Source organism: Streptomyces sp. NRRL F-6492, assembly GCF_001280125.1.
Classification (GTDB): Bacteria; Actinomycetota; Actinomycetes; order Streptomycetales; family Streptomycetaceae; genus Streptomyces.
Genome location: NZ_LGEG01000286.1, coordinates 1 through 19,379, shown reverse-complemented (window position 1 = coordinate 19,379; position 19,379 = coordinate 1). Strand labels below are relative to the sequence as shown.

Sequence of the window (19,379 nt, the reverse complement as noted above, 5' to 3'; positions counted from 1 at the left end):
CGAGCCACACCGGAAACGCCGTGGTCGGAGAGGGGAAGGACGCCCGCCTCCGGGGCGGGTCAGTGGCGGGTGGTGAGGTCGGTCAGTCCGGAGATGCTGAGGACCGGGGTCAGGAGCGGGTTGGCGAGGAGTTCGAGGCGGTCGGCGTGGGAGAAGAGGACGCTCAGGCCGGCGCTGTCGAGGTACTCGACGCCGGTCAGGTCCAGGACGAGGGGGCCGGGAGTGCCGTCGAGCGCGGCGGCCAGGCTGTGCGTGTTGCTCATGTCGATCTCGCCGACCGCGGTCAGCACGGCCGTGCCGTCCGGCCGCCGACCGGGCGTGAGGGTCAGGGGTGTGGTCATCAGGCGATCCTTGTGTGCATGTCGACGGTGGTCCCGGCCGGGCCCCGGGTGACGGTGACCTGCTGCATCATGGCCCGCATCAGGGCCATGCCGCGGCCTCGGTGGGCGTTGCGCTCGGGTTGGGGGACCTTCCACCGTCCGGTGTCCGCGATGGTCAGGCGCAGGTTGTCGACGGACGCCTCGGCACGGAAGTAGACGGTGTCGCCGGGGGCGTCGCGGTGCCCGTGCTCGATGGCGTTGGCACAGGCCTCGCCCGCCGCCACGAGGACGTTCTGCACGGTGCCCGGCGGCAGGTCGCACTGGTCGAGCCAGCCGCGCAGGGCCTTGCGGACGGGAGCGAGCTGGCCCGACTCCGCGGGGAAGGACATCTCCAGCGGGGCCGGGTGCCGGTAGAGCAGCAGGGCGACGTCGTCGTCGTAGCCGCCGGCGGGGGCGAGGCGGGACATGACGTCGGTGGCGAGGTCGTCGATCGCGGTGTCCCGGCCGTCCTGGAGCGCTTCGCCGGCCTGGTCGATGCCCGCGCTGAGCGGGCGGCGGCGGCGTTCGACGAGTCCGTCGGTGTAGAGCAGCAGGGTGGAGCGGGCCGAGATGGTGCAGCTGCCCTCGGGGCGCGGGGTGCCGGGGCGGACGGCCAGGGGCAGGGAGCGCCCGTCCTCCAGGAGCCGGGTGGTGCCGTCGGGGCGGACCAGGATGCCCGGGGGGTGCCCGGCGCTGGAGTAGGTGAGCAGCCCGGTCCCGGGGTCGAGGACCCCGCAGAAGACGGTGGTGCACATCGCGCCGGGAACACCGGCGGCGAACCGGTCCAGGGCCATGAGCGCCTGGGCCGGTCCCGCGTCCTGCAGCAGCAGGGCGCGGCAGGCGCTGCGCAGCTGGCCCATGACGCTGGCGGCCTCCAGGCCGCGGCCGACGCAGTCTCCGACGACGATGCCGATGCGGCCGTCGGGCAGGGCCACCGTGTCGTACCAGTCGCCGCCGACCTCCAGGGGCCGGGTGGCCGGCTCGTAGCGGACGGCGAAGCCGTCGGGCAGGTGGGACGGGCCGAGGATGGCGCGCTGCAGGGCGATGGCGGTCTCGCGCTGCTGGTCGATCTGGTGCGCGCGGGCCAGGCCCTGGGCCAGGCGTCCGGCGAGGAGGGACAGCAGGAGCTGGTCCTCGCCGGTGAAGGGGCGCTGTTCGTCCAGGTCGATCCGGAGGACGAGCGGGCCGTGAGGGTGTTCCAGGAGGACGGCGGCCCCGCTCCCGTCGGTGACGGGGGTGAGCTCCGGCTGCCGGCACAGGTCCGTGAGCGCGTCACGGCGCTCGGCGGGCAGGTCCCGCCAGCCGAGGGAGGGGTCGGTGGCGGTGACGGCGGGTTCGTCGCCGTGGCCGAAGACCGCGGCCGCGACGTGCCGGGCGTGCCACACCTCCTTCAGCTCCTCCAGGGCGCCGGACAGGGCGCCGGACAGGCTGGGGGCCTGGGACAGGCGGGAGCCCAGGGCGTCCAGGGCGCTCTCGCGCTGGACGGCGTAGTGCTCCGCGGTCACGTCGCGGAAGGTTCCGACGATCACGGTGCGGCCGGTGTCGGGGTCCTGGACCTGGTTGAACGTGGCGGTGACCCACAGGCGGTGCCCGTCCCGGTGGGTGACGGGGATGGTGTAGCTGCCCCGTTCCTGTCCGGTCAGCGTGGCGAAGGCCTCGGCGACCTGGCGGTGGGCCTCGGGGTGGGTGGCGGCGTCCGGCCACCAGGGGTGGACCGGCCGGTAGGGCAGGTTCTCGGGGCCGTAGCCGAGGATGGTGGTGAAGGAGGCGTTGATCTCGATGACCGCGCCGTCCTCGTCGCAGACGAAGAAGGCCTCCTGGAGCGAGTCGATCAGGGCGGTGCGCCACCGGGCGTGGTGGTTGCGCAGCCGGGCCAGCTTGACGTTGGCCTCGACGCGGGCGAGGAGTTCGGCCGCCGCGAACGGCTTGACGAGGTAGTCGTCCGCGCCCGCCCGCAGGCCCTCGATGGACGCCTCCTGTCCGGCGCGGGCGGACAGCAGGAGGACCGGCACCGAGGCGGTGCGCGGGTCGACGCGCAGGGCCCGGACCAGGTCCAGGCCGTTCAGCCGGGGCATCATGACGTCGCTGACCACGACGTCGGGAGCCTCGGCGCGGACGGCTTCGAGGGCCTGCCGGCCGTCGTCGACCGCGTGGACCAGGTGGCCGGCGCCGCGCAGCAGCCGGGTGAGGTACTCGCGCATGTCGGCGTTGTCGTCGGCGATCAGCACCCGCGCCGGGGCCGCCGGGCGGGCCGTCCGCGCGTCGTCGCCGGTCTCCGCGGTGTCCGGGGCCTCCAGGAATTCGGGGGCCGTCGTCGTGGTGCGTCCGTCCGGCAGCCAGCGCAGGGCTTCCTGGACGAAGGGGTCGGCGGTGGCGGGGGACGCGTCGGTGCCCGTCTCCGGCCGGACGGTGCCGTCGGGCAGGTGGGCGGAGCCGAAGGGCAGACGGATGGTGAAGCGGGTGCCCTCCCCCTCGGTGGAGGCGGCGGTGATGGTGCCGCCGTGCAGGCCGACCAGTTCCTTCACCAGGGCCAGGCCGATGCCGCTGCCCTCGCCGGAGCGGGAGCGGGCGTTCTCGATGCGGTGGAACCGCTCGAACAGCCGGGGCATCTCCTCGGCCGCCACGCCGGTTCCGGTGTCCGCGACCGTCACCACGGCCTCGCCGTCGCCCGCGCGCACGCCCACGTGGATCGCGCCGTCGAAGGTGAACTTCAGCGCGTTGCTGAGCAGGTTGAGGACCACCTTCTCCCACATGCCGCGGTCGACGTACACCGGCTCGGGCAGGTGGGCGCAGTCGACGTGGAAGTCCAGGCCGGCCTTGTCGACGGCGGAGCGGAACACGCTGGCCAGCTCGCCGGTGACCGCGGCCAGGTCGACCGGTTCGTAGCTCGCCTGCATCCGGCCCGCCTCGATGCGGGAGAAGTCGAGGAGCGTGTTGACCAGTTTGCCCAGCCGCAGTCCGTTGCGGTGGATGGCCTGCAGCTCGTCGCGCACGCGCGGCTCCGCGTCGGCGAGCTGCTGCCGCAGTTCCTGGACCGGTCCCATGATCAGGGTCAGGGGGGTCCGGAACTCGTGGCTGATGTTGGAGAAGAACGCCGTCTTGGCCCGGTCGAGTTCCGCGAGCTCTTCGGCGCGGCGCTGCTGCGCCTGGTAGCCGCGGGCGCTGGCGACTCCGGTGGCCATGTGTCCGGCGACCAGTTCCACGAAGCCCCGGTAGCCCTCGTCCAGGGCGCGGTAGCGGTTCAGGCCGGCCACCATGAATCCGTACGGCGCCCCGCCCTGCTGGAGCAGCGGGACGACCAGCGCCTGGGTGGGCACGTCCTCCCACGCCCCGGAGGGAAGGTCCGTGAACGGCTCGCCGTCCAGGGGCACGAGCAGGGACTCCCCGCGGACCGAAGCGTCCATCGGCCACACGGGCGCGGAGTCCCCGGTGAGGACCTCCGCCGCCGCCGGGTGGCCGACCGGGATGCCGACGGCCGAGGAGAGGCGGGCGGTGCCGTCGTCGTGGAAGAGGTAGGTCAGGGCGAACGGCAGGTCGTGCGGGTTGCGGCCGAGCTGCTCGCCGGCGAATTCGAGCATCTCCGGCTCGGTGCGGATGACGCTCGGGTCGGAGCCCAGGTCGCGCAGGGTCGCCATGCGGCGCTCGCCGATGACCCGCTCCGTGTCCTCGCTGACCACGCACAGCATGCCCACCACGACGCCGTCGTCGTCGCGCAGCGGGCTGTAGGAGAAGGTGTGGTAGCTCTCCTCGGAGTAGCCGGAGCGCTCGACGAACAGCAGCAGCGCCTCGTCCCAGGTCGCCTCGCCGCTGGTCAGGACGGTGTCGATGCGCGGACCGATGTCGTCCCAGATCTCGGACCACACCTCGCTGGACGGTCGGCCCAGCGCCCAGGGGTACTTCTGGCCCAGGGTGTCGCGCCGGTAGGCGTCGTTGCAGAAGAACGTCAGCTCCGGCCCCCAGGCCATCCACATGGCGAACTTCGACGACAGCAGGATGCTCACGGCGGTCTGCAGACTCTGCGGCCAGTCCCCCGGCGGCCCCAGCGGCGTCGCCGACCAGTCGACCCGGGCGAGGTCCTCGCCGATCCCCTTGTCGGCGGCGAACACTCCGGTCACAGCCGTCGACGGCGTGGCGGGCCCGCCGTCCTCCGAGCGCGTCACAGACCACCCTTTCGTTCGTCCCGGTCCCTGTGCGAAGCACCGGCCGCGGACCGCTCCGCGCATGCCGTCGGGCATCGGACGTCGCAGGTCCGGTGCCGCACGGGAACGTCGGAGCACTTCTGCACCGCCCGAGGATTCACTGGCGCGTTCCGTAGGATATGACAACCGCACGAGTGGTGGGGACCGCGGTGGCCGACGACGGGAGACGCCGTCCCACCTGCCGCGCCCCGTCCCCTCGCGGGTGTCACTCCGGATCGTTCCGGATGCCGGGTGCTGCGGGTCCCGCCCCGCGTCGAAGTCTTCGGCACCAGCCACGCGGGGTGTACCACCGGTGACAGACGGGCTTCGCCGACTGGTCGGCGTGGGACTCGGGCTGCGCCGCAGGGCAAGGCACTCGGTTCGCCGCAGCGCCTACGGTGCGGTGGGCGGAGTGCTCGACAAGTCCATGGCCGGGTTCTGAGCCGTTGCGGCGCGGACGCCTGTCGTCGTCTTGGGCGTGTTGACCGACGCCCAGTGGGACTGGACCGAGCCTCTGCCGCCGGCCCCGCCCCGTGCCCGGAACGACGTCCTGATGAAAGGCGGGTCGTGTGACCGGGCTCGGCAGATCCCAGAAGTGCGCTTGACTGCCAGGATGAACATCGACCCGCCGGAAGCAAGCCCGTCCGTGACCGTGCGGGTCAGGCGTTTCCGCGACGGCGGTTCGGTGGAGCAGCTCACTCGTCTGCTTCGCCGCGCCTACGCGGACCACGCCGCCGCCGGGCGGGTCTTCTTCACCTCCTGCCAATCTCCGCAGGACACACGGCACCGCCTGAGCAAAGACGAGTGCCGGGTCGCGATGGACGGAAACGCCCTGGTCGGCACCGTCACCGATGACGACAGCGTCGTCCTCATGAAGAACCTGCCGCCGACGGCTTCGTGATCACCCGGACGAGTCCTGGGCGGCGACCGCACCCGACCCCGCCGCCGTGACGTCCCGCACACGATCCCCGAGCGGGCCGACCAGGTCCGCGACCGGGCCCGGCGGGGCAGTCGAGGAGGTCGTCCGCCGACCCCGGACCGTCAGACGCACAAGGACCGCGACGTCGTGGAACGACGCTTCAACCGCCTCGGGCAACGGCGAGGCATCGCCACCCGATGCGACAGGACTGCCGAGCCCCTCGCTGCGGCGGTCGGTTTCGCCGCACTCCTGACGTGGGCGTCACCCTCCGGCACGTCTCCCTGGTGGTGGCTCCGAGGGGTCGGACGTGATCAACACGTATCGAAACCGAGGCGGTTCGGAACGTCGTCCATCGCGCAGAGTGCTGCGACCTGCTCGGTCAAACGGTCCAGGGCGTCTGTGAGGGAAAGCCGGTCGATCCGCTCCGAGTAGAGGGTGTGGCGACCGGCGCCGAACTCTCCCCTGGGTTGTTCAAGATCGACGTCCACCAAGGCGTCGACGACGCACCCGGTCGAGGAGAGGGTCACACCTGCGGAGAACCGCAGCTCGCTGATATCCGGATCGTCCTCTGCGAAGAAGCCGAAGTGGTGATGGGTGCGCAGTTCGGGCCCCGCCGCGCGCCTTTCGATCCGGATGCCAGGCACCAGCCCGGAATCGTTTCCGAAGTCGTACGCGATGTAGAGCCGAGCGGTGAAATCGTCCAGCTGCTTGTGCAGCCGGTGCATCGTGGTCAGCAAGAGAGCCGCGCTCTCGGCATCGTTGGCGTCAGTGGCGTTCAACACCGGTGAATCATCACCCGGGCGCGACAGCGCGGGCACGTGGGTTTCGCTCACCAGCCATGGCCAGGCATCGCAGCCGTATCCGCGGTCGTCGTGGTCGTCGCGGTCGTCCCGCGTCCTTTCGGGGTCGCCCGTGGCGGGGCTGGGCACATGGCGGGAGAACGCGCCCCGCCGTCCGGGGTGTCGAAGTCGGCAGCGGGCCGGATCGTCGACCGCCTCGGGCCGGAGCACGCCGACGATCGGCAGGGGAGCTCGAGCCGGTGTGCGGAGGGTCTCGTGCAGGAGGGTCGCCGTCTCGGCGATATCGGCGGCCGCATCGCCTCCACCCGGGCCTGCCCGCGGATCTCGGCAACGCCGTCGTCCGCCCCCTGGACGTGCCGATCTCCAGGAACCTCGCCCTGGCCGTGCCCTCCCCCGACGGCTGCGCTCCGGCCGCCCGGGCGTTCCTGGACCACGTGCTCGTCCTCGGCCCTGCCGCGCGCACCAGCGGCCCCTGAGCGCACCCGATCCGCGTCCGCGTCATGGGGATCCGCCCGTGAGGTCGTCCCACAGGGCCCGTTCCCGGTCCGTCGGCGGAAGCTCCGGGCACAGGCGTTCCGGATGGCCCGGGGGCGGGCCGGTGGTGGGCGGGACGTCGGGGATGTGGACCCAGAGGCGGCCGAAGGCGATCAGGGCCTCCCACAGCTCCGTCAGGCGGCGCAGGACGAACAGCGGCATCCGAGCACTGTCGGGCCGGGTGCCAAAGCGGGGCCAAAGCCGGAGGCCACGGCCGCGCCGTCGCCGCCCGCGCGGTCACCGGATCCGGGGGTCGCGCGGTACGTACGTACTTTCCCCGATGCGTGGACCCCGGCACGGAGGTGACAGTGAATCACCACCCCGCACACACACCTGTTCCCCTACTGGACGAGGACTCGATGCGCTACGAACTCCTTGGGCCCCTCCGCGTTCGCCACGCGGAGCGGAGCCATTCGCTGTCCGCCCCGAAGGTGGAGACGACGCTGGCCACCCTGCTGATCGGCAGCGGCCGGGTCATCACCAAGGAACAGCTCGTCACGGAGCTGTGGGGGGACAGACCACCGCGCAGGGCCTCGGCCGCGGTCCACGTGTACATATCCCAGCTGCGCAAGTTCCTGGCCCTTTCGGGCGCTCCGGAGGGCCGGTCCATCGTCACCCGGCCGCTCGGCTACGAACTGCGCCTGGAGGGAGCGGACTGGGACGTCGAGGAGTTCAAGGGGGCCATGCGGCTCGGCCGCGAGCTGCGGGCGGCCGGGCGGCACGAGGAGGCCCTGGAGTGCTTCGAGCGGGTCCTGGGGCTGTTCCGCGGCCCGGTGCTCGACGGGATCGCGGAGGGGCCGGTCCTCACCTCGTTCGCGACCTGGGCGGAGGAGGAGCGGTTGCAGTGCCTGGAGCTGTCGGTCGAGGCGCGCACGGCGCTGGGCCGGCACCGCGAGGTGATCGGGCTGCTGAGCACGCTGACCGCGCAGTACCCGCTGCGGGAGTCGTTCTACCGGCAGTTGATGCTGGTGCTGTACCGCTCGGAGCGGCAGGCCGAGGCGTTGCAGGTCTACCGCTCGGCGCAGCGCGTGCTGCGGGCCGAGCTGGGGCTCGAACCGCACCGGTCGCTGCGCCGGCTGCACCAGGCGATCCTCACCTCCGACCGGCTGCTCGACCTGCCCACGGCGAGCTGAAGCCCCGGTCCGGGCCGCTTCCCGGGGCCCGGACCGGGGCGAAGGTCCGTGCTCAGGCCGCGCGCGCCATCAAACGGACGAGTGCGGCACGGGTGTTGACGCCGAGCTTGCTGTAGATCCGGGTGAGGTGGACGTCGACCGTGCGGGGGCTCACGAGGAGCCGGGCGGCGATGTCCCGGGTCTTCAGCCCCTCGCCCGCGAGCTCCGCGACCTGCCGCTCCCGCAGCGTGAGGTCGGCCAGTGCGTCGCCGTCCGGGCCCGCGTGGGCGCAGGCCGCCACGGCCGCGGCGCGGGCGAGGTCGCGGGCGCGCATGCCCGCCGCCGTCTCGCCGAGCAGCCCGTACGCCTCGTCGTAGCAGCGCGCGGCCTGCTCCGGGAGCGAGCGCGCCCGCAGGTCGTGGCCGCGGGCCAGCAGGGCGTGGCCGCGCTGCTCGGCCACGTTGACCACGGCCGCGACGGACTCGGCCCGGCGCGCCCACTCGCCGGCCTCGGCACCCGTGGCCGCGCAGGCCGCCGCGAGGAGTTCGTAGACGCGCGGCGCGAGGATGGCGGGCGGCTCGGGCATCCGCCGGGTGTCGGCCGGGAACAGCAGTGCCAGCGCGCCCGCGCCGTCGCCGGCCGCGAGCGCCGCCTCGGCGTGCAGCAGGGCGACGACGGACGTCCTGGGCAGGTCGCCGCTCGCCGTGTCCGGCGGGGTGCGGCGCGGCCGGAGGGGACCGGTGTCCCCGAGCCAGGCCCAGGCGGCGGTCGTGACGGCGTCGGCGAGCGTCACGAGGTGGGCCCGGCCCGCGGCGAGGGCGACGGCGCGGGCCTCCTGCGCGGTCTCCAGCGCCTCGGCCATCCGTCCCGTCTGGTAGGTGACGTAGGCGAGGACGTTGAGCAGCGCGGGCAGCAGGGGGACGTCGCCGCGCAGCCGGGCCGCGGCGAGCCCCCGCTCCACGTGGGCCTGCGCCGGGCCGTACCAGCCCATCGCGGACTCTCCGCAGGCCAGGACGAGCAGGTAGCCGGCGAAGGCGTCGGGGCCGTCGTGCGTCCCCGGTTCCAGGCCGTCGAGCAGTTGGGCGCTCGCGTCCAGGGCGCTCTCGGCGGCGCTCAGGTCCCCGGCGAAGACGGTGCTCAGCCCCTGGAGCGCCAGCGCGCCGCCGACGGTGAGCGGGGAGGCGTCCCCCATGTGCCGGGTCAGCGCCTCCACGTCCGCGCGGGGCGGGAGCTGGCCGGCGAGCACCCACAGGAGCTGGGACTGGACGTGCAGCGCGGCCTCCTGCTCCGGGTTCGCGTGGCGGGCCGAGAGCAGCGGGGTGAGCAGGCCCTGGGCCTCCTCGACCAGGCCGGCGGCCGCCTGGACCAGCGCGAGCGGGACGGCGGCGGGCAGCCGGTCGGCGGCGGGCCGGTCGGCGAACGCCGCGAGGATCTCGCGGGCCACGCAGCGCAGCCGGGTGACGTCGCCCTCGGCCGCCAGGGCGCGGACGACGGGCAGCCACACGTCGCGTCCGACGAGGTCGGGCCCGGACCCGTCCGGCGCCGCCCGCTGGAGCCGCAGGGCGAAGGTCGTCCACCGGGCCGCGCGGGCCGCGCGGCCCGCGGGCAGGGCGGCCTTGGCGGCGGCGACGAGGACGGGCCGGTCGTCGGGGGTGGCGAGGGCGCCGGAGCGCACGACGTGCGGGGCGAGGTCCACCGGCGGTGCGCCGCGGAGGGCGAGGTGGGCGAGGGCGCGGCGGTGCGCCGCGACGCGCCAGCAGGCGTCGGTCTCGGCGTACAGGAAGTCCCGCAGCAGGGTGTCGCGGAAGGCCAGGGTGCCGGGGCGGCGCGCGGTGCGGACGAGGTCGCGGGCTTCGAGGGCGCCGAGGGCGCGGCAGACCCCGGTGTGGGGCGACCGGGTGACGGCGGCGACCGATTCGACGTCGAAGGCCTCGCCGAGGACGGCCGCGGCGTGTGCGACGAGGCGTTCCTCCGCGGTCAGGGGGGCGCATTCGGCGAGCAGCCGGGTCTCCAGGTCCCGGCGGACGTCGAGGTGGGCGGGGTCGTCGGGGCCGCCGTCAGCGGCGGCGAGGGCGATGAGGCGGAGCGGGTTGCCGCCGCTGCGGGTGTGGAGCCGGCGCAGGCGCGGTGTGTCGGGCGCGGCGCCCAGCAGTTCGGCGCTCTGCGCGGGGGTCAGCGGTCCGAGGCCCACCTCGTCGACGGTGCCGAGCTCCACGCCGTGCCGGACCGCGAGGCGCAGTCCGACGGAGGCCTGGCGCGGGCGGTGGGCGACGACGGTGACGAGCCCGCCGCCCACCGGCCTGCGGATGAGGGTCTCCAGGAGGCGTACGGAGCACGGGTCGGCCCAGTGGAAGTCGTCGAGGACCAGCAGGAGTCCGCGCGGTGCGGCGGCCACGCAGTCGGCGAGCAGGCCGCGCAGTTCGGCGTAGTACCGGCAGTCGCGGGTGGGTCCGTCGCCGGCCGGGGCGAGGGCGTCGGGGTCCCGGGGCGGCCGGGCGAGCCGGTGCAGCAGGCGGGCGATCGCCGGTGGCGGGCCGTCGGCGCCGAGCGCGCCCGGGGCGTCCAGGCCGCCGAGCGCCTCCGCGAACGGTCCGAAGGACGTGGGTTCCCCGGTGTTCGCGACGCACAGGCCGCGCAGTGCCACGAGGCCTTCGCGCCGGGCGTCCGCGGCGAGTGCGGTGAGCAGGGCCGTCTTGCCCGAGCCGGGGTCGCCGGTGAGCTCCACGACGGTGTCGCGGCCGATCGCGGCCGACCGGACGATCTGCCTGAGGGCGTCCCGTTCCGTGTGGCGGACGGTGGTGCGGGCGTGTCTCGATTCGGGGGCGGTGACCATGACGGCCGGTCTCCTTCCGCGGTCTGGACTGCGGTCCGGATGCCCCGCCGGCCGGATGGCACCGCGGGGCGGACAGCAGCATAGGAGAGCACGGGGAGGGAGGTTTGTCCCGCAACAAAACCTTCATGCAACTGCGTTCGGGCGGACCGGCGGGCCGGGAGGGGAGCGTCCCGGCCCGCCGGCGGCCGGTTCACTCCCGGGGTTCGGCGGCCGCCTTCCGTGCTCCCGGGCCGTACCAGAAGAGGACGGCGACGAGCAGCGCGAGGACGGTCAGCGCCGAGGCCCAGAGGAACACGGAGGAGATCGTGTCGGCGGCCGCGCCGTTCCCCGCGGTGAAGGGGACGAGCAGCACCGCGAGGCCGACCGAGCCGCCGATGGTCAGGGCGGTCTGCAGGACGCCGGCCGTCACGCCGGCGTACTCGGGCGGGGCCGTCGTCAGGATGATCAGGTTGAACGGGATGATGGCCACGCCGACCCCGACGCCGATGAGCACGATCTGCGGCAGGACTCCGGTGACGTACGTGCTGTCGCCGTCGAGCAGGCTCAGCCAGGCCACCCCGGCGAGGACGACGACCAGGCCGCCGATGGCGCGGAGCTTGAGGTCGATCGCGGCGAGGCGCTGGGTGAGGACCTGGGTGGTGAGCAGCAGGGCGGCGCCGAAGGGGAGGATGGCGAGCCCGCTCTGCAGGGCGTTCAGGCCCAGCACGTTCTGCAGGTACTGGACCAGGTAGACGAGGTAGCTCGTCAGGACGGCGGCGAGCAGCAGCAGGTTGAGGAAGGAGCCGGCGCGCACCCGGTCGGTGAAGATCCGGCCGGGCAGGAGGGGTTCGGCGCTGCGGGTGTCGACGGCGAACAGCGCGGCCCACAGCACGGCGGAGACGGCGAGCGGGACGACGGTCCCGGTGTCGCCCCAGCCCTTCTCGGCGGCGTGCACGAATCCGTACACGAGGGCGGTCACGGCTCCGCCGACGAGGACGGCGCTGGGCAGGCCGAGGGAGCGGCGCCGGGTGGGGCCGTCGTCGGTGCCGAGCGCCTTGACGGCGACGAGCACGAGGGCGAGGCCGACGGGGACGTTGACGAGGAGGCTCCAGCGCCAGTCCCCCGCCCAGGTCAGGAGGCCGCCGAGGACCATGCCGGCGGACGCGCCGAGTCCGGTGACGGTGGAGTAGAGGCCGAAGGCGCGCTGCCGGCGTTCGCCCTCGAAGACGAGGGCGAGGAGGGCGAGTCCGGTCGGTCCCGCGACGGCGGCGCCGGCGCCCTGGAGGGCGCGTCCGACGAGCAGGACCTCCAGGTTGGGGGCGAGGCCGGCGAGCAGCGAGGCCGCGACGACGAGCAGGATGCCGCCGAGGAAGACCTTGCGGTGGCCGAGGACGTCGCCGAGCCGGCCGGCCAGGAGCAGCAGGCCGCCGAAGGCGAGGAGGAAGGCGTTGGGCACCCAGGAGGCCGAGGCGACGGTGACGCCGAGGTCCTCCTGGAGGGCGGGCAGGGCGACGTTCACGATGGTGCCGTCGAGCTGGAGCATGAACTCGGCGCCGACGATGGCGGTGAGGGCGAGGCCCCAGGGGGCGCGTGCGGGGGCGGCATCGGTCGGGATGCCGTCGGGGACGGTCTCTGCGGTCACGGGTGGTCCTCCACGGTCGGCGGCGGTCCGCCGGGATGCGGATCGGGCGGGACGGATCGGCGGAGCGGATCGGGTGAGGCGGATCGGGTAGGGCGGATCCGGTGGAGCGGATCCGGTGGGGCGGGTCGGGCGCGGTGGCGCCGCCGGAAGCGGGACGTCCGGTGGCGGGTCCGCCGGGGCGGTGGAGCCGTCGGCGCGCGGCCGGCCGGTGCACGGCCGATCGGCGCGGGCTACTATCGTGAGACAGCCTCAGGTTAACTGGCCGCAGTTAACCTGAGGCGACCTCAGGTAGTCAAGTGGAGGCCCCGTGGCAGACAACCCGCCCTACATCGCGCAGCGCCCGAAACGGGCCGACGGCGCCCGCAACTACGACGCGATCCTGGCCTCGGCGCGCAAGGCGTTCGAGGCGGAGGGCTCCGACGCCTCCCTGGAGGACATCGCCGCCCGGGCCGGCGTCGCGATCGGCACGCTCTACCGGCACTTCCCGACCCGCGCCGCGCTGGTCGAGGCGGCCACCCGGGACGGGCTCGCCGACCTCGTCGCGCGCGCCGAGAGCCTGGCCGGGGACGACGACCCGCTGGAGGCCCTGGCCACGTGGATGAGCAGCGCCGTACGCCACTTCAGCACGTTCCGCGGCCTGGTCGGCATCCTCACCCGGAGCATGTACGACGAGGGCACGCCCTCGCACGCCGCGTGCGCCGCGATGCACAGCGGCGGCGCGGACCTGCTGAGCGCCGCCCAGCGGTCCGGGCAGGTGCGGGCCGACGTCACGCCGGACGAGCTGTTCGACCTGCTCAGCGGGGCGGCCTGGGTGCGGGAGAACGCGCTGCCCGGCGGAGGGGAGCGCGGCGAGCGGTACCTCCGGCTGGTCCTGGAGGGCATCGTGGCACACCCGCGGGCGAGGTGAGGCCCCGGGCGGCGGCCCCGCCCCGCCCCTTTAGCGCCGCTTGAGCGGGCCCTCCTAGCGTCGGCGGGAATCGGCACATCCCGCATCAGGAGGGCTCATCGTGGTGTTGCAGGTCCTGTCCGACTGGCTCACGCCGCTGGTCGCCACACCCCCGAAGACCGTCTCCCCGGAGGTCGGCGCCCTCCGCGACACCGGAAGGTCCCTGATCCTGCGCGACCTCACCGAGAAGGTCGTCGCGTACGAGTCGAACAACCCGGATCCCACCGGCACCACGCCCACCGAGAACGACTTCGCCACCGTACGGCTGGAGATCTTCGGCCCCGACGGCACCCGGATCGGGCGGACCGAGGGCGCCGGCCGGATGCTCTACCGCCAGGAGGAGGACGGGCACTTCGTCGCGTACTTCGGCGAGGAGATCACGCTCGACGACGGCAACGTCGTACGGGCGGGCGGGCTCGTCGACGACGCCCGGCTGACGGCGGGCGAGTACGCGACGTTCCCCGCGGTCGTGGTCGGCGGGCCGCTGCGCGGGGCGATCGGCTTCCGGCAGTTCCGTCCCGTGACCAAGGAGTCGCACACGACGTACGAGTCCTCAATCGTCCTGTACCGGAGGTGACGGCCGCCATGCCACCGGCCTCCACCGCGCGTCCCGCCGGCTCCCCGGCCGCTCCCGCCGCGCCACTGCCCACCCGCCGCATCGGCTCGCTGACGGTGGGCGCCCAGGGGCTGGGCTGCCTGGGCCTGTCCGAGTTCTACGGCCCGGTCGCCCCGGACACCGCGGTCGCCACGATCCGGCGCGCCCTCGACCTGGGCGTCACCCTCCTTGACACCGCCGACGTGTACGGGCACGGCGCGAACGAGGAGCTGGTCGGCCGGGCGGTCGCCGGGCGCCGCGACGAGGCGGTGATCTCGACGAAGTTCGGCGTCGTCCGGCCCGGTCCGGGCGTCGGCACGGGCATCCGGGGCGACGCGGCCCACGTCCGGGAGAGCTGCGAGGCCTCGCTCCGCCGGCTCGGCGTCGACCACATCGACCTGTTCACGCTCACCCGCCCCGACCGGAACGTCCCCGTCGAGGAGACCGTGGGGGCCCTGGCCGAGCTCCGGAAGGCCGGGAAGATCCGGGAGTTCGGGCTGAGCGAGGCGGGACCGCGGACCCTGGAGCGGGCCCACGCCGTCGCCCCGGTGGCCGCGCTGCAGACCGAGTGGTCGCTGTGGTCGCGGGGCATCGAGCGCGAGGTGGTGGAGGTGTGCCGGCGGCTCGGCATCGCGATCGTCCCGTACGCGCCGCTCGGCCGCGGGTTCCTGACCGGCGCGGTCCGCTCCGCCGACGCGTTCGGCGAAGGCGATTTCCGCGGCTTCGGTCTGCCCCGGTTCACCCCGGACAACCTCGCCGCGAACCTGCCGCTGGCCGACCGGCTGACCGCGCTCGCGGATGAACTCGGCACGAGCGCGGCCCGGTTGGCGCTGGCCTGGCTGCACCACCGCGGGCCGGACGTCGTCCCCGTCCCCGGTACCGGCGACCCGGAGCACCTGGCGGAGAACGCCTCGGCGGTCGGTCTTCGGCTCACCCCGTCCCAGCTCGCGGCGGTCGAGGCGGCGGTCCCGGCGGACGAGGTCCACGGCGCCCGCTGGAACGAGCAGAGCCTGGCGTACGTCGAGGAGTGACGGACGGGCCGGGGACCCGGGCGTCCCGGGCCGCGCACCGCGAAGCGGGCGCGGAACGGCGTCCGCGCGGAACGGCGTCCGCGCGGAACGGCGTCCGCGCGGAACGGCGTCCGCGCGGAACGGCGTCCGCGCGGAACGGCGTCCGCGTGCGGTGACGCCCGCTCGGAGTGGTGTCCGTCCGCCCGGTGCGTCACGGGACCCGCTCGCCGGCATCCGGAGGGCGGCGCCCGGCGGGCAGGGTCCGCCGCCCGTGCCCGCCGGTGCCGGCGCGCGGGACGCGACCGGAGCGCCGGGCACGGGCGGCGGACCCACCGGCTACCGGAGCGCCTCCCCGTCCCGCGCCAGCGACAGCGCGCGGGACGGGCAGAGGTCCACGGCCAGTTCGAGCTCCTCCAGGAAGTCCTCGCCCGGTTTCTCGTCGATGACGACCACCAGGCCGTCGTCACCGTGGTCGAAGACCCCGGGGACGGTGACCGCGCAGTGTCCGGCCGCCATGCAGCGGTTCCGGTCGGCGTGCACCCACATCGTCGTCCCCTCCCTCACCACTCGACCGGCAGGCGGTGCACGCCCTGCATCGTTCCGCCGCTGCGGGACGGGAGTTCGGCCACCGGGACCGCCGGCCGCAGTCCCGGTATCCGGGCGAACAGCGTGGTGAAGGCCACCTCCAGCTCCATCCGCGCGAGGTTCTGGCCCAGGCACTGGTGGATGCCGAAGCCGAACGTGAGGTGCTGCCGGGCCGACGCGGCGCCACCGCGGCCGTCGGCCCGGTGGATGTCGAAGGCGTACGGGTCCTCGTACACCGAGGGGTCGCGGTTGGTCATCGACGAGGAGACCAGCACGCCCTCCCCCGCCCTGATGACCTCGCCGTCGATCTCGATGTCCTCCTTCGCGACCCGGACCCCGGAGACGTCCGTCACGGAGACCATCCGCAGCAGTTCGTCGACGGCCGCCGGCACCGCCTCCGGCGGCGCGGCGCGGAACGCGGCCAGCTGGTCCGGGTGTTCCAGCAGGGTGACCACGCCGAGGGCGATCATCTGCGAGGTCGTGTCGTGGCCGCCGATCAGCAGGGCCAGCGCGATCCGCAGCAGGTCCTCCCGGGTGAGGTCCTCGTCGTCGACCCGGCCGGCGAGCCGGCCGAGCACCCCGTCGCCGCCGCCCGGGGTGCGTTCCTTCGCGGTGACGAGCTCGTCGAGGTAGTCCCACAGCGCCCGGCCCGCGGCCTCGGCGCCCTCGGCGTCCTTCGCCTGGAGCAGCCCCACCGTCTTCTCCTCGAAGAAGGCGTGGTCCTCGTACGGGACGCCGAGGAGCTGCGAGATCACCATCGACGGGATCGGCAGGGCGAAGTCCTCGACCAGGTCCGCCGGCGGCCCCTTGCGGAGCATGTCGTCCACCAGCTTCCCGGCCAGTTCCTCGACCCCGCCGCGCATGTCGCGGACGTGCTTGAGGCTGAAGTCGGGGGCGAGCATCCGCCGGTGCACGTCGTGGACCGGCGGATCGAAACCGATGATGGCGATCGGTTTGAAGATCGGCGCCTCGAACCGCGGCAGCACCACGGGGAAGTCGTCCCGGGACCGGTCGGCGGAGAGCCGCGGGTCGGCGAGGAGCCTGCGCCCGGTGGCGTGTCCGGTGACCATCCAGAGGGACGAGCCGTCCCACAGGGACACCCGGTGCAGCGGGCCGCCCCGCCCGAGCTCCTGGTAGCCCGGGGAGGGTTGGTAGGGACAGGTCCTGTCCTGGGGATAGGAGAGCACCACGTGTGTTCCTTCCGTCGTGTCGGGTCAGTCCGAGGCCGCCGGCGCGGTGGGCGCCGTCGGGGTCCTTCCGTCCGCCGCCGCGGTCGGCGGCGGGACGACGCGCGGGGCGGGGAGTGGCTTCGGGCGCCCCCAGCGGCGCATTCCCGGTTCCTCCACCAGCCGGTACAGCGCCCAGGCGAGCAGGGTGGTGACGGCGAACAGCGCCGCCAGCAGGGCGGTGGCCGGCACCGCGTCCCAGGTCCGGCCCGCGCCGAGCACCGTGTGGCCGTACACCAGGACCAGGAAGTGCACGAGGTACGAGGCGTACGACACGGTGCCCAGCCACTGCGGGACGCGCCCCCGGAACGGTGAGAAGCCGCCGCGCGCGTCCGCCGTGGCCACCGCCGGGATCAGCAGGGCGAGCGGCGCCACGATCGGCGCGGTGAGGCTGTAGACGCCGGGGAACTGGGAGACCTGGACGGCGAAGCCGAGGACGAGCAGGGCGAGCGCCGGCACCGGGCCGAAGCGGATCCAGCCGCCGGTGCGGACGATCCGGGCCATGACGATGCCGAGCGTGAAGTCCAGCGCGCGCACCGGCGGGAAGGAGACCAGGAGCCAGTTCTGGGTGAGCGTCATGTCCTGTCCCGGCAGCTTCGGCTCGCCCGGGAGCCAGGCCTGTGCGACGGCGGGCAGCAGCATGACGACCGCGACGATGCCGGCCGCGGCCCACCACAGGCGGCGGGCCGGGACGCGCCGGACCAGGGCGTACAGCAGCGGGAACGCGAGGTAGAACAGCAGGTCGCAGGCGAGGGACCAGGTGACCACGTTGAGCGACAGGATGACGTCGAGCCGCGGGTACCAGGTGTGCACCAGGAACAGGCTCGGCAGCAGTTTCACCAGGTCGAGCGTCTGACCGGCCCAGAGCGCGAGGGCGAGGGCGGCGAACCAGGTGACGACGTGGTTCGGGTAGACCTTGGCCAGCCGGCGGCGCCAGAAGCGGCGGACCGGCTGCCCCTCCCGCACCGACCAGGTGAGGACGAAGCCGCTGAGGACGAAGAAGAACTCCACCCCGAGCCAGCCGATCGCGAAGGCGTAGGGCCGCAGGGCCGCCTCGGTCTCCGGATGGTAGAAGCCGAGGACGAAGGAGTGGCAGAGGAAGACCAGGAAGGCCGCGGCGAAGCGCATTCCGGTGAGCGAGGGGAGTCTGGAGGGCTCCGTCGGCTGGGAGGACATGGGTCTCTTCTCGTCGGGGGATTCTCGTGCGGGGGCCGTCGCGGAGTCAGTTCGGGGTCGGGTGCTCGGTGACGTCGATGGCCCGCGCCGGGCACAGGTAGGCGGCCCTGCGGGCCCTGTCGTGGTGCTCCGGGGCCGGTTCCGGGGTCAGGACGACGACGAGGCCCTCGTCGTCCTGGTCGAAGACCTCGGGGAGGGTGGCCATGCAGCGGCCGCCGCTGATGCAGGACTCCCGGTCGGCGTACAGCCGCATCGCGGTCACCACTCGACGGGCAGGGACAGCACGCGCTGCACCGTGCCCGCGCCGAGGATCGGCAGCTCGTCCACGCCGACGGCCAGCCGCATGCCGGGGATGCGGGTGAGCAGCTCCCGGAAGGCGACCTCCAGTTCGAGGCGGGCCAGGTTCTGGCCGAGGCACTGGTGGATGCCGAAGCCGAAGGTGACGTGGTGGGTGTCGGAGCGAAGTACGTCGAACTCGTCGGGGCGCTCGTGGAAGTTCTCGTCGCGGTTGGCGAGGGTCCCGGAGACGAGGACGCCCTCGCCCTCGCGGATGAGGTGGCCGGCGATCTCGATGTCGCCCTTGGCGATCCGGGTGGCGACGAGGTCGGTGGTGGCGATGAAGCGCAGCAGCTCCTCGACGGCGCCGGGCAGCCGGCTGCGGTCCTCGTGGATCCTGGCGAGCTGGTCGGGGTGTTCGAGGAGGGTGATGAGGCCGAGGGCCAGGGACGAGGAGGTGGTCTCGTGGGCGGCGATGAGCAGGACGAGCGCGATGGAGACGAGCTCCTCGTGGCCGATGTCGCCGGTGAGCACCCGCTCGGTGACGAGCTGTCCGAGGAGGCCGTCCGTGGGGGACTTGATCTGCTCGGTGACCAGGCCGTCGATGTAGTCGACGAGGTTCTGCGCGGCGGTCGCCGACTCCTCCTCGGTGCCCAGCATGACCTTGCCGCTGGCGTCCTGGAAGAACTCGTGGTCCTCGTAGGGGACGCCGAGGTGGCGGCAGATGACGAGGGACGGCAGCGGCACGGCGAGCAGCGGCACCAGGTCGGCCGGCGGGCCGTGGGCGATGATCCGGTCGACGAAGCCGGAGACGATCTTCTCGATCTCCGGCCGCATCCGCCTGACCTGCTTGAGGCTGAAGTGCGGGTTGAGGTAGCGCCGGTAGATGTCGTGCTGCGGCGGGTCCATCGCGATCAGGGCGAGGCTCCGGGCGATGGCGGACCGGAACCGGGGCGCGACGATGGGGAAGTCGGGGTGGGTGCGCAGCGAGGAGAGGTTCGGGTGGGTGAGGATCTCCCGGGACTCCTTGTAGCCGGTGACCATCCAGGCCTCGCGGCCGTCGAACAGGGTCACCTTGAGGACCGGCCCCGCCTCGCCGATCTCGCGGTATCCGGCGGGCGGCTGGTAGGGGCACGTGCGCGGCTGCGGGTACGGCGGTGCTTCTGCCATTGCCTTCTCGTCCTTCGAACGGGGCGGAACGCCGGGATA

At 73.8% G+C, this 19,379-nt stretch carries 17 protein-coding genes; 6 read left to right on the top strand and 11 right to left on the bottom strand.

The genetic code is table 11. The features are described from left to right. Positions 1-59: 59 nt before the first annotated feature. Positions 60-341 (bottom strand): STAS domain-containing protein, encoded by a 282-nt coding sequence (locus ADL08_RS34660; RefSeq protein ID WP_053650237.1) that lies wholly within the window; start codon positions 339-341, stop codon positions 60-62. Beyond that, positions 341-4,519, bottom strand: coding sequence for a SpoIIE family protein phosphatase (locus ADL08_RS34655; protein ID WP_053650235.1), 4,179 nt, complete (start codon positions 4,517-4,519; stop codon positions 341-343). The genes ADL08_RS34660 and ADL08_RS34655 overlap by 1 nt, the downstream gene beginning before the upstream one ends. A 631-nt stretch (positions 4,520-5,150) precedes the next feature. Between ADL08_RS34655 and ADL08_RS34650 the strand changes: the two genes are divergently transcribed. Beyond that, positions 5,151-5,438, top strand: a complete 288-nt coding sequence (locus ADL08_RS34650; RefSeq protein ID WP_159043173.1) for a hypothetical protein — start codon at positions 5,151-5,153, stop codon at positions 5,436-5,438. A 329-nt stretch (positions 5,439-5,767) separates the two neighbouring features. On the opposite strand, the gene ADL08_RS38630 is transcribed toward ADL08_RS34650, so the two are convergent. Then, entirely contained in the window at positions 5,768-6,466 is a 699-nt protein-coding gene (locus tag ADL08_RS38630; RefSeq protein WP_234352370.1) for a hypothetical protein, read from the bottom strand. A 143-nt stretch (positions 6,467-6,609) separates the two neighbouring features. On the opposite strand from ADL08_RS38630, the gene ADL08_RS38905 reads away from it, so the two are divergent. After that, entirely contained in the window at positions 6,610-6,732 is a 123-nt protein-coding gene (locus ADL08_RS38905) for a hypothetical protein (protein ID WP_267889598.1), read from the top strand. 22 nt (positions 6,733-6,754) lie between these two features. On the opposite strand, the gene ADL08_RS34635 is transcribed toward ADL08_RS38905, so the two are convergent. Further along, positions 6,755-6,952, bottom strand: a complete 198-nt coding sequence (locus tag ADL08_RS34635) for a DUF6059 family protein (protein WP_053650227.1) — start codon at positions 6,950-6,952, stop codon at positions 6,755-6,757. Between the two features lie 197 nt (positions 6,953-7,149). Between ADL08_RS34635 and ADL08_RS34630 the strand changes: the two genes are divergently transcribed. After that, positions 7,150-7,923 carry an AfsR/SARP family transcriptional regulator gene (locus tag ADL08_RS34630; protein ID WP_053650225.1) on the top strand — a complete coding sequence of 258 codons (774 nt, stop codon included), beginning with the start codon at positions 7,150-7,152 and terminating at the stop codon, positions 7,921-7,923. A gap of 52 nt (positions 7,924-7,975) precedes the next feature. On the opposite strand, the gene ADL08_RS34625 is transcribed toward ADL08_RS34630, so the two are convergent. Continuing rightward, positions 7,976-10,735 carry an AAA family ATPase gene (locus ADL08_RS34625; RefSeq protein WP_053650223.1) on the bottom strand — a complete coding sequence of 920 codons (2,760 nt, stop codon included), beginning with the start codon at positions 10,733-10,735 and terminating at the stop codon, positions 7,976-7,978. A 190-nt stretch (positions 10,736-10,925) separates the two neighbouring features. Further along, a complete protein-coding gene (locus tag ADL08_RS34620) occupies positions 10,926-12,356 on the bottom strand; it encodes an MFS transporter (protein WP_053650221.1) in 1,431 nt (476 codons plus the stop codon). Positions 12,357-12,663: 307 nt separating this feature from the next. Here ADL08_RS34620 and ADL08_RS34615 point away from each other — a divergent pair, with 307 nt between their 5' ends. From ADL08_RS34615 to ADL08_RS34605, 3 genes are all read left to right on the top strand, one after another. Further along, entirely contained in the window at positions 12,664-13,263 is a 600-nt protein-coding gene (locus ADL08_RS34615; protein ID WP_053650219.1) for a TetR/AcrR family transcriptional regulator, read from the top strand. Positions 13,264-13,363: 100 nt separating this feature from the next. Beyond that, positions 13,364-13,879, top strand: a complete 516-nt coding sequence (locus ADL08_RS34610; RefSeq protein WP_053650217.1) for an allene oxide cyclase barrel-like domain-containing protein — start codon at positions 13,364-13,366, stop codon at positions 13,877-13,879. An 8-nt stretch (positions 13,880-13,887) separates the two neighbouring features. Continuing rightward, positions 13,888-14,928 carry an aldo/keto reductase gene (locus ADL08_RS34605; protein WP_053650251.1) on the top strand — a complete coding sequence of 347 codons (1,041 nt, stop codon included), beginning with the start codon at positions 13,888-13,890 and terminating at the stop codon, positions 14,926-14,928. Positions 14,929-15,243: 315 nt separating this feature from the next. Here the strand turns inward: ADL08_RS34605 and ADL08_RS34600 are convergent, their stop codons facing one another. Genes ADL08_RS34600 through ADL08_RS34580 form a run of 5 tightly spaced genes read right to left on the bottom strand, consistent with a single transcriptional unit; the run spans position 15,244 to position 19,340 of the window. After that, on the bottom strand, positions 15,244-15,453 hold the full coding sequence (locus tag ADL08_RS34600; protein WP_053650215.1) for a ferredoxin: 210 nt from the start codon (positions 15,451-15,453) through the stop codon (positions 15,244-15,246). A 14-nt stretch (positions 15,454-15,467) separates the two neighbouring features. Then, positions 15,468-16,679, bottom strand: a complete 1,212-nt coding sequence (locus ADL08_RS34595) for a cytochrome P450 (RefSeq protein WP_053650249.1) — start codon at positions 16,677-16,679, stop codon at positions 15,468-15,470. 27 nt (positions 16,680-16,706) lie between these two features. Then, positions 16,707-17,894 carry an acyltransferase family protein gene (locus ADL08_RS34590; RefSeq protein ID WP_078968624.1) on the bottom strand — a complete coding sequence of 396 codons (1,188 nt, stop codon included), beginning with the start codon at positions 17,892-17,894 and terminating at the stop codon, positions 16,707-16,709. 46 nt (positions 17,895-17,940) lie between these two features. After that, on the bottom strand, positions 17,941-18,147 hold the full coding sequence (locus tag ADL08_RS34585) for a ferredoxin (protein ID WP_053650247.1): 207 nt from the start codon (positions 18,145-18,147) through the stop codon (positions 17,941-17,943). Between the two features lie 5 nt (positions 18,148-18,152). Then, complete coding sequence (locus tag ADL08_RS34580; RefSeq protein WP_053650213.1) at positions 18,153-19,340, bottom strand: cytochrome P450; 1,188 nt, start codon at positions 19,338-19,340, stop codon at positions 18,153-18,155. Positions 19,341-19,379 lie beyond the last annotated feature (39 nt).